The organism is Bacteroides sp. HF-4919 (genome assembly GCF_018860125.1).
Map to the genome: position 1 here is coordinate 26,635 of NZ_JAHKNF010000013.1, position 12,776 is coordinate 39,410.

The 12,776-nt window shown below is 51.0% G+C and carries 10 protein-coding genes; 5 read left to right on the forward strand and 5 right to left on the reverse strand.

The features are described from left to right. Window positions 1-15 precede the first annotated feature (15 nt). The 4 genes from KO473_RS19290 to KO473_RS19305 all read right to left on the reverse strand — a co-directional run bounded on the left by KO473_RS19290 (window position 16) and on the right by KO473_RS19305 (window position 6,371). Entirely contained in the window at window positions 16-1,596 is a 1,581-nt protein-coding gene (locus tag KO473_RS19290) for a DUF3857 domain-containing protein (RefSeq protein ID WP_122130705.1), read from the reverse strand. A 17-nt stretch (window positions 1,597-1,613) separates the two neighbouring features. Next, on the reverse strand, window positions 1,614-3,551 hold the full coding sequence (locus tag KO473_RS19295; protein ID WP_122130704.1) for a DUF3857 domain-containing protein: 1,938 nt from the start codon (window positions 3,549-3,551) through the stop codon (window positions 1,614-1,616). 409 nt (window positions 3,552-3,960) lie between these two features. Beyond that, entirely contained in the window at window positions 3,961-4,422 is a 462-nt protein-coding gene (locus tag KO473_RS19300; RefSeq protein ID WP_005791311.1) for a DNA-binding protein, read from the reverse strand. Between the two features lie 575 nt (window positions 4,423-4,997). After that, window positions 4,998-6,371 carry an aminopeptidase P family protein gene (locus KO473_RS19305; protein WP_005811625.1) on the reverse strand — a complete coding sequence of 458 codons (1,374 nt, stop codon included), beginning with the start codon at window positions 6,369-6,371 and terminating at the stop codon, window positions 4,998-5,000. A 197-nt stretch (window positions 6,372-6,568) separates the two neighbouring features. On the opposite strand from KO473_RS19305, the gene rpoN reads away from it, so the two are divergent. The 5 genes from rpoN to KO473_RS19330 all read left to right on the forward strand — a co-directional run bounded on the left by rpoN (window position 6,569) and on the right by KO473_RS19330 (window position 11,894). Continuing rightward, window positions 6,569-8,047, forward strand: a complete 1,479-nt coding sequence (gene rpoN / locus KO473_RS19310) for an RNA polymerase factor sigma-54 (RefSeq protein ID WP_005781969.1) — start codon at window positions 6,569-6,571, stop codon at window positions 8,045-8,047. Between the two features lie 29 nt (window positions 8,048-8,076). Then, a complete protein-coding gene (locus tag KO473_RS19315) occupies window positions 8,077-8,757 on the forward strand; it encodes a hypothetical protein (RefSeq protein WP_005781968.1) in 681 nt (226 codons plus the stop codon). A gap of 30 nt (window positions 8,758-8,787) precedes the next feature. After that, the gene (gene gcvH / locus KO473_RS19320) at window positions 8,788-9,168 is read left to right on the forward strand and encodes a glycine cleavage system protein GcvH (RefSeq protein WP_122130703.1); all 381 of its coding nucleotides are present in this window, start codon (window positions 8,788-8,790) and stop codon (window positions 9,166-9,168) included. Window positions 9,169-9,331: 163 nt separating this feature from the next. Then, entirely contained in the window at window positions 9,332-9,838 is a 507-nt protein-coding gene (gene purE, locus KO473_RS19325) for a 5-(carboxyamino)imidazole ribonucleotide mutase (RefSeq protein ID WP_005781966.1), read from the forward strand. 211 nt (window positions 9,839-10,049) lie between these two features. Then, complete coding sequence (locus KO473_RS19330; protein WP_216035139.1) at window positions 10,050-11,894, forward strand: 4-hydroxy-3-methylbut-2-en-1-yl diphosphate synthase; 1,845 nt, start codon at window positions 10,050-10,052, stop codon at window positions 11,892-11,894. Between the two features lie 100 nt (window positions 11,895-11,994). Here KO473_RS19330 and KO473_RS19335 read toward each other — a convergent pair whose 3' ends face one another. Then, window positions 11,995-12,768, reverse strand: coding sequence for a prolyl oligopeptidase family serine peptidase (locus KO473_RS19335; protein WP_122130702.1), 774 nt, complete (start codon window positions 12,766-12,768; stop codon window positions 11,995-11,997). Between the last annotated feature and the right edge of the window lie 8 nt (window positions 12,769-12,776).

Here is a 12,776-nt window from a genome sequence, read left to right on the forward strand (position 1 = left end):
TTTGTTTATCAGGTTTTATTTGCTTCTGTACACTAATGTCAACCCGTCTACTGCCCCGTACTCTGTCATCAGTTGACGGAAAGCGGCATAATCCGCCGGGCGAATCATCTGTTTCTTCAACTTCAGGCTCCGGGTCACTCGCGTTTTCGCTCCTTCGGGACGGATGGAAATGGTTAATGTACCTACGGCATTGTCCATCTTCTTCTCCATCGGCTGAGTGACAGGCTCCATACCTGCAGGAGTATCTACGGTATAGGTGAAAGATTCATCCGCCAGTCCGGGCAACAAAAGGTTCGAAGTGCGCTGGCTATTGAACCGGACGTACTGGGAACCGGCCAGGCTGCCACGCTCTACGGGGAGGGTGAGGACCAGATAGCCATCTTTGGCATTTGCCGCGTCGGGCTGCAATGCATAGTCTTTTCTCAGGGTAACCGGTGGAAGATTCAGTTCAAACGGCTGCGTCAATGAAGCTACATAGGCATAATCTTTCTGCCAGGAAACGGCTGAGGGAGTTTTGCCTTTCAGTGACAGAGCCTGTTGGCTGCCTCCGGCGTCGGTCCACACAAACAGTTCGCGGATGCTGCCTACTCCCAGTGATGCCGTATTCTCGGACGGAGCGCAGACCGCCCCTATCCCGGCTTTCAGTCCGGCCGCTTTCAGCAATGCGGCCATCAGATTCGCCTTCTCGGCCTCCGTGCCGTATGCCGAACGGATCACCTCTGCGGCGGGACGGATGCGATAACCGCTTTCCGCCAACGGGAGGAACGAATAGTAAAGATTATCAATCACATAGTCACGTATCGCGGTTACTTTTTCTTTATCATCCTTCGCTCCGGCAGTCAGTTTTCCGGCCAGCGCACGAATCCCTGCATCTCCTTCCGGTTGCCATTGTGACGTCAGAAACGACAGGGGTTTCTCCTCAGTCGTGGCAGTCAGCAGAGGCAAATCACCGCCGATCACCGACACCTGCGGCTCACGGCTGAGGGCGGGCAGATTCTTCAGGGTCCAGCTGACTTGCTTCATCCCTTCGGATTCGGTTACGGAAGCTTTCGCCTTGTGGTTGTTAAGGGCATATTCCAAATGTTGCCCCCGGGGAACGGTGATGCTGATCTCGTACTCCTTCACCGGCGAAGAGTGCTCCAGCAACCGGCAGATCTGAATCCCCGGCAAATATCCCGGTTTGGTTGTAATGGAATAGTCCAGATAGATGGTAGCTCCGAGTTCCAGCCCGGTGTGTACGACTACCATCTCGCGCAAAGCATTGAATGCCGGCGCATTGGCTGCTGCCGAGGGAAGCACTTCGACCAGAGCATTGGCGGGGGTCTTGACGATATTTCCGTCTTTCTGGCGGGTATACGACTCGTGAATCTGCAAAGTCTGATAACGGGGATCGTACGTAATGAACGACTCCCCATACGTGCGGTTCATGGCCGTGTGAGTGTACAGCGTCAGGACTTTCGACTGACGATAAACCTGCGTACCATCAGCCTGCAGGGTCCAGCTTTCTTTGATTTTCTTAAATTCCGCTTCCCGGGCGGTGACCGGAAGAGTCAGCGCAAACAGGCAGAGGAGCAGAAGGGTATATATTTTAGTCATGTGTGACGATCATCTTTTTAGAGTTTAACAATCAAATAATCCGCAAAGCTTTTGTAGGCATTCACCGCAGCACGGAATCCTTCCCAGTCGGCTGCCCGATAGATGCGCTTCTTCAAGGCGAGTTTCTGTTTCAGCACCAGTTTGTTGCCAACCTGCTGCAACGAGCCTTCGAAGTCGGCTGCCGGAGCGGCCTTTTGTTCGCTGCGCGGCTCTCCCACTAAGCGGTATCCCCGAGGCAGGGCAATCGTTTCGTCCAATTCGACCAGACGAGAGCAAGCATCACGGAAGCCGTATTGGCGGGTTTCCAAGCCGGTATCGATGCGCAGGAACGAGAGAACGCTCGTATAGAGGTTGTTCATCACCATCGGTTTCAACAATAATTCCCGGTCACCGACCAGCGCATAGTCCGGTATCTCGTAACGGAACGTGATGCGAATGGGGCCTGCCTGATAATCCTTCGGCGCCTTTCCGTAGTCCACTCCGAGCATACGGGCTTTGGGAGACACGTTGAGCAACTGGCTTTCCATCGTGCTTTGCCATTCGGTCTGCCAGCCCTGCGTAAAGATGCGGCGGATGCTGCTGTCCGACTGACCTTCGGCGGTGATGGTAAACGAACCTTTCAGCGTGCCCTTTGCATCGATTTTGTTATCGGCAGTGATGCGGACATAATGATTCTCGGGAGCCGAAACCGGAGTCAGGCACAAGTCGGAACCTCCCGGAATGCCGGGCAGATAGTTCTGCTGCTGCTCGGCACTGCTCCACAACTCGCGGCAGAAAGGAACCCAGGTAGGATCGAGGGGCATATACGTCCCATTCGCCAGCTTCACCACTGCCACACAGTGGTTAAAGTGATCGGCAGGGATGCTTTCGATGCGGCTTCCCGCCATCGTCATGGCCGGATAGGCCTCAAATCCCGCCATACGCAGGAAAGAGATCAACGTGCCGGCAATGTCCTTGCATACTCCGCAGCGGTCGGTGTAGTTCATCTTCGTATTATGGAGCGTAAAGCCCTCGCCTTCGCCCATGGTGATGCCTGCATAACGGATATTATCGGCTACCCAATGGGTCAATACGGCGATTTTCTCCATTTCGGTCTTTTTTCCCTTTATCAGTTCGTCCACTTTCTTCTGAGCCTCGGGCAGTGCGGCAAAACTGCCGTATGCCTCGTTCAAGTCGTGAAACCAGAGCGACTTATCCTCCCATTTCGGGGTAGACGACATCATCAGCTTCGGGGCTTCGTCAAAAAGATCCACCATATTGGGCTCTTTCCGGAAAGGAAGCACTTCGTCCACGGCAAACGTATATACCTTTCGCCCGTCCTCATAACGCATTGACGAGGTACAGGCACCGTTATAGAACTGGAACTGAAGCTCTTTTTCCATCGGCATACTGACAACGTATACCTTGCGGCGGGTGGGTTCATTCACCCAAAAAGGAACAATGTCGTAGAACTGCCCGCGCATGGGCGGAATGAAACGTGCGTCATCATCTTCAGCTCCTGCCAGCAGAGCATAAGTAAAGCCTTTCTTACTGATTTCGTAGGAAACGACATCTCCCGGCTCCAGGCGTCCGAGTTCGAGCATGATCTGACGGGCTCCCCAATAAATAGCCCTTGCCGGAGCGGCATAATCGCAGGTCTTGGTCACGTCCACCTGTATGGTTTCGCCGTTGGCACGCTGCACGGTGACTTGCTTGAAACGGGCAAAGGCCGTCAGCGGATCATAATCATACTTGATCACATGGTTATTCACTGCCCCTTTGGGAGTCTGTACTTTAAACGATTTGTACACGGCAAAACTTCCGGAGCCGTTTGGCTGCACGGTTACCGAGGTACTGTCCAGCAGGGTCACGCAGTCAGCTTCGCTCCATGCATTCTGCCCGGCGGCCGGGAGACACATTAAGATTGAAAAAGCACAGCATGAAGATGCCCGGAGGACATTTTTTAATTTACGCATAGTTTATGAATTGAATATTTGTGAATGGTTTTATCGTTTTTCTGTCTGTAACGGACAAAAGTAGTGTATCGATGCATAAAAAACAAGAATTATCAGAAGAAGTAGAGAGAGAAAGAAAGAGAAAATATCCGGCAAAAAAACGAAGCTCATATATTGTATAAATATAGCACCAAGACAGCCAAACAGAAAGAATAAAGATATATTACCAATCCGCCAAAGCAAGCGTTTAGCCCCTTTTAAATCATCGCTTAAGCGATGATTTTTCAAGATTTAAATCTTCCCCCGCCAAGACTTAAGTCTCGAGATGGAGGCCTTTTTGAGAGATTTTTCAGAGAAAGCCTATTTGTAATAAAAAAAGCCGCTGTTCCCAGCGGCTTATCTAAAGTTATAAATAAATATTTTATACTGACTATGCAGTAGGATCATCCACGATTTCACCGCTTGGATCCTTCTCTTTAATCACATCATTTGTATTTGTTAATGAGACGCTTCGGGTTAACGCACAACGACTCAGCACTAAGTCAGTCTCTTCCTTAGCAGAAAAGCGTAGATTGATAGCCTTTATTTGTGACGCTTTCGCCTCATCAAGCGTTTTCACGCCGGTGCTGCTCGCAGTCAGATTAAAAGTACCCAAATGCGGAATATCAACACTTTGCCCGTCTTTCAGATAATTGATGACAGCCGCTCCCAATTTCGAGAGTACTCCCAGGCATATAGCCTCTTTTATTCCGGTGATCTGGCTCAGATAATTGACAAACGTATCCTGATCCACCATTCCTCTGTTTTTTAAAACACAATAATACAGCTTTTCAGAATCTTTATCTCTCAGATCACTGTTTCGCAACGCCAAGTTATAATACAATCCACTCATGTTTTTATAGGATTAGTAAAGGTTAGTATTAGAAAATTATTTAATTCTCCCAAAGGTATGCCCTTAAAATTTAAAAAACAACTCTTTCTTCTCTTTTTTTTCAAAAAACAACAAAAAAAAGATTGCCCGGATTCACATCCAAACAATCTTTGTCAATTAGAAAAATTCATTAATATTATCTTATTATAAAAGAGATCTGCCACCCCGATTCACATCTAAGTGACATCATAATGCTATGAAAAAAAAAAAGTTAAGTTATCTCCGTATAATGTCTTATCAGAATCAGTAACATTCTTATTTCGTAAACGGCAAATATCCGTTTCAATGACTAAATTCCGCCTAAGACAGTAAACGATTCAGATTTTCAACAAAAGTATCTTATTAAAATCAGAAAAACAATCCTTTCCCGATTTTATTTAAAAAAATCGATAAAAAAAAAGATTGCCCGGATTCACATCCGGACAATCCCAACATTAACACAAATTAAAATCACAATCGGATTTTCATCCGAGTAAATAAAATAAAACGTGCATCACCTGGATTCGCATCTTAGCAATGCTACAATGAAAAAAAAATTATCTTAGCGCTTCCACCTCGTCCGGTGTCAGCGGAATCTTCTTTCCTAAACGGCGGGCCCCCGTTTCCGTAATCAGATAATCCTCTTCGTTACGAATGCCCCCGAAGTCCTTGTACGTCTCCACTTTATCGTAATTGATAAAGTCGGTAAACTTCTTCTGTCCCTTCCACAGGTCTATCAGCTCGGGGATGAAATAAATGCCCGGCTCAACGGTATGTACAAAGCCCGGTTCCAACGGTATGGCGAGACGCTGCGACTTACGGCCGAACTGCGTGCTCTTGGGCTGTCCGTTGTAGCCCACCCAGAGTTCGCCCAGGTTCTCCATATCGTGCACGTCGAGCCCCATCATGTGCCCTAATCCGTGAGGATAGAACAGGGCATGCGCACCTTCACGTACGGCGTCTTCGGCATTTCCCTTCATCAGCCCGAGTCCTTTCAGGCCTTCGACCATCACGCGTGCCGACAAATCGTACACGTCCATATAAGGAATGCCCGGACGGAGTGCTTTCACCGACTCCAGATGCATGGCATTCTGTATCTCGTAAACCTCGCGCTGCCGCTGCGTGAACTTCTTATCGGCAGGGATGGTGGACGACATGTCGCCGGCATATCCCATCTCCGTCTCGGCACCGGCATCGATCAGAAACAGATCGCCCGGCTTCACCGTGTTGCCGTGATAGTGGTTGTGAAGTGTCTGTCCGTTCACCGTAGCGATGGTGGCGAACGAAAGTTCGGCTTCATTGGCCTGCGCCACGGCTTGCATGGCAGCTGCTATTTCACACTCCACCATCCCGGGGCGCAGCATCTGCATGGCAATAAGGTGCATATCTGCCGTGATGTCACAAGCCTTCTCGATTTCGACAACCTCCTCGGCCGACTTGTAACTCCGCTGCGCGATCACCGCACGGATAAAGGGCACTGACCCTTCCTGGCGTGCGGGAGGCACTCCCAGCCAGTCCATCAGTTTCAGCTTATGCTCGGCACGGTAAGGAGGCAGGTAATGGATGGCCTGGCCCTTTTGCACCGCCTTGTGCAGATAGCCGATGATGTCCGCCGAAGGCATGGTGATGCTGACTCCCACCCGCTGGCTCTTCTCCTTCAGCGTCGGCTGTGTACCCATCCACACGATGTGATCGATGGTAAGCTCGTCGCCAAATATAATTTCCTTATCTTCATCAATGTCGATTATAGCAGAAAGTCCGGCAAACGAAAGGCCGAAGTAATAAAGAAAGGTGGAATCCTGACGATAGCGGAACGTATTGTCCTCGTAGTTCAACCCGCACTCGTCGTTACCCAAAAACAACAATACTCCGGAGCCTAATGTTTTTTTCAGCAGGGCTCTGCGCTGCATATATGTCTCTTTGCTGAACATAATGGTATGTATTTAAGTTATGAAGGCAAAGATATAAACAAAGGATGAATTGGCAAAGAAGATGGAAAGCTTTAATTCCGCCGCCTTCTCCGCCCGTTTCCTCCTTTAACTCCTTTTATCGGATAAATCATTTCGCTATATCGAACAATTCATTACTTTTGTAGCGAGAAACAAAAAAAACGTAAAGCATTCAACGTATGGCACAAGGTTCCCGTCAGATACAATCGCAGGCGCAGCAGCAGATACAAACGCTCTCACCGCAGCAAATTCTGGTAGTGAAGCTACTGGAGCTACCGGCTGTGGAACTGGAAGACCGTGTACATGCCGAACTGCTGGAGAATCCCGCCCTTGAAGAAGGCAAAGAAGAAAACGCCTCCGACGAAACCACCCCTGCCGAAACCGCCGAAGGGGAAGCAGAAGGCGATACGGACTACGATTCTCTGAGCGACTATCTGACCGAAGATGACATCCCCGACTATAAACTCCAGGAAAACAACCGCTCCAAAGGCGAGCAGGCGGAAGAGATCCCATTCTCGGACGCCACGTCATTCTACGAAATCCTGAGAGAGCAACTGGGCGAACGCGACCTGACCGAACATCAGCGCGAACTGGCAGAATACCTGATCGGTTCGCTGGACGATGACGGCCTGCTCCGCAAGTCGCTCGAAAGCATCGGCGATGAACTGGCCATCTATGCCGGCATCAACGCGACGGAAGAAGAACTGGAACAAGCCCTGAAAATCGTACAGGACTTCGACCCTCCCGGCCTCGGCGCGCGCAGCCTGCAAGAATGCCTGCTGATCCAGATCCGCCGGAAAAAACAACCGCATACCGCGGACCCCCTGTTAGCAACCGAAGAAGAGATCATCAGCGAGTGCTACGAAGAATTCACCCGGAAGCATTGGGAGAAGATCATCAGGAAGCTCGGACTGGACGAAGAGTACTTCTACAAGGCACTCGAAGAGATCACCAAGCTCAACCCGCGCCCGGGTGCGTCATTGGGTGAAGCCATCGGACGGAACCTGCAACAGATCGTCCCCGACTTCATCGTCGATACCTACGACGACGGAACCATCAACATCAGCCTCAACAACCGGAACCTGCCGGAACTGCGCATGAGCCGCGACTTCACCGAGATGGTGGAGGAACATACGAAGAACAAGGCCAACCAGTCCAAAGAATCGAAAGAGGCCATGATGTTCCTCAAACAGAAGATGGATGCTGCGCAAGGCTTCATCGACGCGGTGAAGCAACGCCAGAATACGCTGATGACCACCATGCAGGCCATCATCGACCTGCAACGCCCCTTCTTCCTCGAAGGCGACGAGTCGCTGCTCCGCCCGATGATCCTCAAAGACGTGGCCGAACGTACGGGACTCGACATATCGACCATCTCGCGCGTGAGCAACAGCAAATATGTACAGACCAACTACGGCATCTATCCCCTGAAGTTCTTCTTCAGCGACGGATATACCACCGGAGACGGCGAAGAGATGTCGGTACGTGAAATACGGAAAATCCTCAAAGAATGCATCGACGGCGAGGACAAAAAGAAACCGCTGACCGACGATGAACTGGCCGAAATACTGAAAGAAAAAGGATACCCCATCGCACGCCGGACGGTGGCCAAGTACCGCCAGCAACTCAACATCCCGGTGGCGAGACTGAGAAAATAAAAAAGCATAATCAAAAAGAACAAAACCCAATGGCTGAAGAAGAGAAGATAGAGCAACATATCATAGCTGACAGGACACTGATCCGTACGGCCAGAATCATTTCGGGAATACTGACTCCATTCTCTATCCCCTTTCTGGCCTTCCTCGTATTGTTCCTGTTCTCTTACCTGCGCATCATGCCGTTGCAGTACAAGCTCATCGTATTGGGCATTGTCTACTGCTTCACCATCCTGATGCCCACCATGACCATCTTCCTGTTCCGCAAAGTGAACGGCTTTGCCCGCCAGGACCTGAGCGACCGCAAGAAACGCTATGTGCCGATCCTGCTCACCATCATCTCCTACGTCTTCTGCCTGATGATGATGCACAAACTGAACATCCCCTGGTATATGACAGGTATCATACTGGCCTCGCTGGTCGTGCTGGTCATCTGCATCTTTGTCAACCTGAAGTGGAAGCTGAGCGAACACATGGCAGGCATGGGCGGTATCGTAGGCGGACTGGTCTCGTTCAGTGCGCTCTTCAGCTACAACCCGGTGTGGTGGCTCTGCCTCTTCATCCTCATAGCAGGGATATTAGGCTCGGCACGCATCATCCTGCAACATCACACGCTGGGCGAAGTCCTTGCCGGCTTTACCGTCGGTTTCGTCTGCTCGCTGCTGGTGCTCCACCCGCTCAGCAACGTATTGTTCCGTATATTTTTATTTTAAACATAGTATCAATCCTAAAAACTAATCATTATGAACTTCCCACAGAATGTAAAGTACACCAACGAACATGAATGGATCCGCCTTGAGGGCGACATAGCTTATGTAGGTATCACCGACTATGCACAGGAACAACTGGGCGACATCGTATTTGTCGACATTCCTACCGAAGGCGAAACCCTGGAAGCCAACGAAGTGTTCGGTACCATCGAAGTAGTAAAGACCATCTCCGACCTCTTCCTGCCCGTTGCAGGCGAAGTACTGGAACAAAACCCCGCACTGGAAGAAAACCCCGAGCTGGTGAATAAAGACCCATACGGCGAAGGCTGGCTCATCAAAATGAAACCTGCCAATGCTGCCGACCTTGACAACCTGCTGAATGCAGAAAGTTACAAGGCATTGGTGAACGAATAAAGAGACCTCACCACAGAGGACATAGAGAACACAGAGTTTTAATCTCTTCCTTCATAAGATATTAAAGAGAAAAATATTCTCTGTGCCCTCTGTGTCCTCTGTGGTGAATCCGAAGCCATGCAAGTCTAAAGAAAGAAAACATTTAGCGTATAATTAAAACAATATGACCCCAATTGTAAGCATCATCATGGGTAGCACTTCCGACCTTCCAGTTATGGAGAAGGCCGCTCAGTTGCTCAATGACCTTCACGTGCCGTTCGAAATGAACGCGCTTTCGGCTCACCGCACTCCCGAAGCTGTGGAAGAGTTTGCCAAGAATGCCCGCTCACGCGGCATTAAAGTAATAATCGCCGCTGCCGGCATGGCCGCCCACCTGCCGGGCGTGATTGCCGCCTCCACCTCGCTGCCGGTAATCGGTGTACCTATCAAGTCGTCTCTCGACGGAATGGATGCGCTTCTGGCCATCGTACAGATGCCTCCGGGAATCCCTGTGGCAACCGTAGGCATCAACGGAGCATTGAACGCTGCCATCCTTGCCGTACAAATGCTTTCATTGGAAAACAAAGAACTCGAAACGAAATTCATTGCCTATAAGGAGGGGCTGAAAAAGAAGATCGTAAAAGCTAATGAAGAGCTGAAAGAGATCAAATACGAGTTTAAAACAAACTGAGAAGATTTATGACGGACGATTTACCAGTTACGGGAGGAGGCGGAACTCTTTTCACCACAGATTACACAGATTTTCACAAATTATCAATATGGATAATCAATGGTTTAAATTCACTCAGTGTTACTCTGTGTCCTCTGTGGTGAGTTTCGGCACTCCTCTTGTAAGCAGTAAATCGTCCCGTCGTAAAGCGACTCCAATTACATACAACAAAATGGATTTATTCAACTACTCCCGGTGGGAAACTTCGGAAGTGAACATCGGGGCTGCTCCGTTGGGAGGCTCCAACCCTATCCGAATCCAGTCGATGACCAATACCGCCACGCAGGACACCGAAGCTTGTGTGGCTCAGGCAAAGCGCATCGTAGATGCCGGCGGAGAGTACGTCCGCCTCACCACACAAGGGGTGAAAGAAGCCGAAAACCTGATGAACATCAACATCGGACTGCGCAGTGACGGATACATGGTTCCGCTTGTGGCCGATGTACACTTCAGCCCGAAGGTAGCCGACGTGGCAGCCCGATATGCGGAGAAAGTACGCATCAATCCGGGCAACTACGTAGACCCGGGACGCACGTTCAAGCAACTGGAATACACTGACGAGGAGTATGCCGCCGAACTGCAGAAGATACGCGACCGCTTCGTTCCTTTCCTCAATATCTGCAAAGAAAATCATACGGCCATACGCATCGGCGTGAACCACGGTTCACTGTCCGACCGCATCATGTCCCGCTATGGCGACACGCCCGAAGGTATGGTAGAGTCGTGCATGGAATTCCTGCGCATCTGCGTGGACGAGAAGTTCACGGATGTCGTAATCTCGATCAAGGCCTCCAACACAGTGGTAATGGTGAAAACCGTACGCCTGCTGGTGGCCGTGATGGAACAGGAAGGCATGGCATTCCCGCTTCACCTGGGTGTGACGGAAGCTGGCGACGGAGAAGACGGACGCATCAAATCGGCCTTGGGCATCGGTGCTTTATTGTCCGACGGAATGGGCGACACCATCCGCGTCTCACTGAGTGAGGAGCCGGAAGCCGAAATTCCCGTGGCACGCAAACTGGTCGACTACATCGTTGGGAGACAGGATCACCCATACATCCCCGGCATGGAGGCACCGGACTTCGACTACCTCTCTCCGACGAGGCGCAAAACGCAACCGGTGCGGAACATTGGCGGCGACCATCTGCCGGTAGTGCTTGCCGACCGCATGGACGGACGGACGGAGACCAACCCGCAATTCACGCCGGATTATATCTACGCCGGACGTGAACTGCCCGAACAGCCGGAAAAAGGTATGCAATACATCCTCGACGCCGACGTGTGGAAAGGAGAACCGGACACGTGGCCCGCTTTCAATTATGCCCAACTGGAGCTGATGGAAACGTGCGCCGCCGGACTGAAGTTCTTCTTTATTCCTTATATGGCACTTACGGACGAGGTAGTGGCCTGCCTGAAACGACATCCCGAAGTAGTGGTGATCTCGCAAAGCAACCACCCGAACCGCGTAGGCGAACATCGTGCGCTGGCCCATCAACTGACGGTGGAAGGGTTGCAGAACCCGGTCATCTTCTTCCAGCACTACTCCGAAAATGCAGCCGAAGATCTGCAAATCAAGGCCGGTGCGGACATGGGAGCACTGATATTCGACGGTCTGTGTGACGGCATTTATCTCTTTAACCAAGGGGAACTGAGCCATGCGGTGATCGACGCTACCGCCTTCGGCATCCTGCAAGCGGGACGCATCCGCACCAGCAAGACGGAGTATATCTCTTGTCCGGGATGCGGACGGACACTGTTCAACCTGCAAAGTACGATTGCCCGCGTCAAAGCAGCCACTTCACACCTGAAGGGACTGAAAATAGGCATCATGGGATGTATCGTCAACGGACCCGGCGAGATGGCGGATGCCGACTATGGCTACGTGGGTGCCGGCCGTGGCAAGGTAAGCCTTTACAAACGGAAGGAGTGCATCGAGAAGAATATTCCCGAAGAAGAAGCCGTGGAAAAACTGATCGAACTGATTAAGGCAAACGGTGACTACGAAGAGAAGGCTTAATCCTGATCGTCTCCCAAAGAAGACAGTTAGTCCCGCCGACGAATAAGTAATCAACAGAAAGAAAGCACCACGGATTAAGAAAGGGTGAGCTCCTGGCACCTTACTTCTTTCGGCTGACAAAGAGCCACTCCATGAATCCGGGATAGTTGAAAGCCGGATTCCAGCTGCCGTGATTGCAACCGGGAAACTCGACGTATTCCACCTCTGCTCCAAGTTTCTTCAACGCTTTATAAGCCTCGCGAGAGCCTTCTACCGGCACTACGTTATCGGCATCCCCATGGAAAATGCGGAAACGGACACTCACGGCATCGGCCAGGCGTCCGGGATTCACCGTGCCGCAAATGGGGACGGCGGCGGCGAATGTATCCGGAAAGCGGATGGCAAGGTCGTACGTCGCCATGCCTCCCATAGAAAGACCCACTACGTAAACGCGGTCACGATCCACCGAAGGCAAATCGAGGTAAGTGTCCAGCAATTCCTTTACCGCACGCAAGACGGGAGTGATCTCCTGTCCCACCGGCATCTCCGAAGGAACGAACGAAGAAGGGCGGGAGGCGTATGCCCAGTAATCCTTCTCCGGACATTGAGGCACGAGGACAAATGCCGGATACTTCTCACGGTTCACGGGGTTGAGAAACATCTGTCCACCGTGTGTCAATTGTTTCTCGTTGTCGCTCCCCCGCTCGCCGGCACCGTGCAGAAAGAGCACCAAAGGATATTGCTGCCCCGGCTTTTCCGACTCCGGACGAAGCAAACGGTAGTTCAGCGAATCTCCCCGGGAGGAGATGAATACTTTTTTCTGATACGCCTCTTGCGAACGGGCACCCACGGTCAGCAGGAAGAGACTGAGGAAGAAAAGAACAAACTGTTTCATGGCTATTC

Bases quoted from the DNA above. Each gene is read 5' to 3' on its own strand.
- KO473_RS19290 (WP_122130705.1), bottom strand. From the start codon at position 1,596: ATGACTAAAATATATACCCTTCTGCTCCTCTGCCTGTTTGCGCTGACT.
- KO473_RS19295 (WP_122130704.1), bottom strand. From the start codon at position 3,551: ATGCGTAAATTAAAAAATGTCCTCCGGGCATCTTCATGCTGTGCTTTT.
- KO473_RS19300 (WP_005791311.1), bottom strand. From the start codon at position 4,422: ATGAGTGGATTGTATTATAACTTGGCGTTGCGAAACAGTGATCTGAGA.
- KO473_RS19305 (WP_005811625.1), bottom strand. From the start codon at position 6,371: ATGTTCAGCAAAGAGACATATATGCAGCGCAGAGCCCTGCTGAAAAAA.
- rpoN (WP_005781969.1), top strand. From the start codon at position 6,569: ATGGCACAAGGTTCCCGTCAGATACAATCGCAGGCGCAGCAGCAGATA.
- KO473_RS19315 (WP_005781968.1), top strand. From the start codon at position 8,077: ATGGCTGAAGAAGAGAAGATAGAGCAACATATCATAGCTGACAGGACA.
- gcvH (WP_122130703.1), top strand. From the start codon at position 8,788: ATGAACTTCCCACAGAATGTAAAGTACACCAACGAACATGAATGGATC.
- purE (WP_005781966.1), top strand. From the start codon at position 9,332: ATGACCCCAATTGTAAGCATCATCATGGGTAGCACTTCCGACCTTCCA.
- KO473_RS19330 (WP_216035139.1), top strand. From the start codon at position 10,050: ATGGATTTATTCAACTACTCCCGGTGGGAAACTTCGGAAGTGAACATC.
- KO473_RS19335 (WP_122130702.1), bottom strand. From the start codon at position 12,768: ATGAAACAGTTTGTTCTTTTCTTCCTCAGTCTCTTCCTGCTGACCGTG.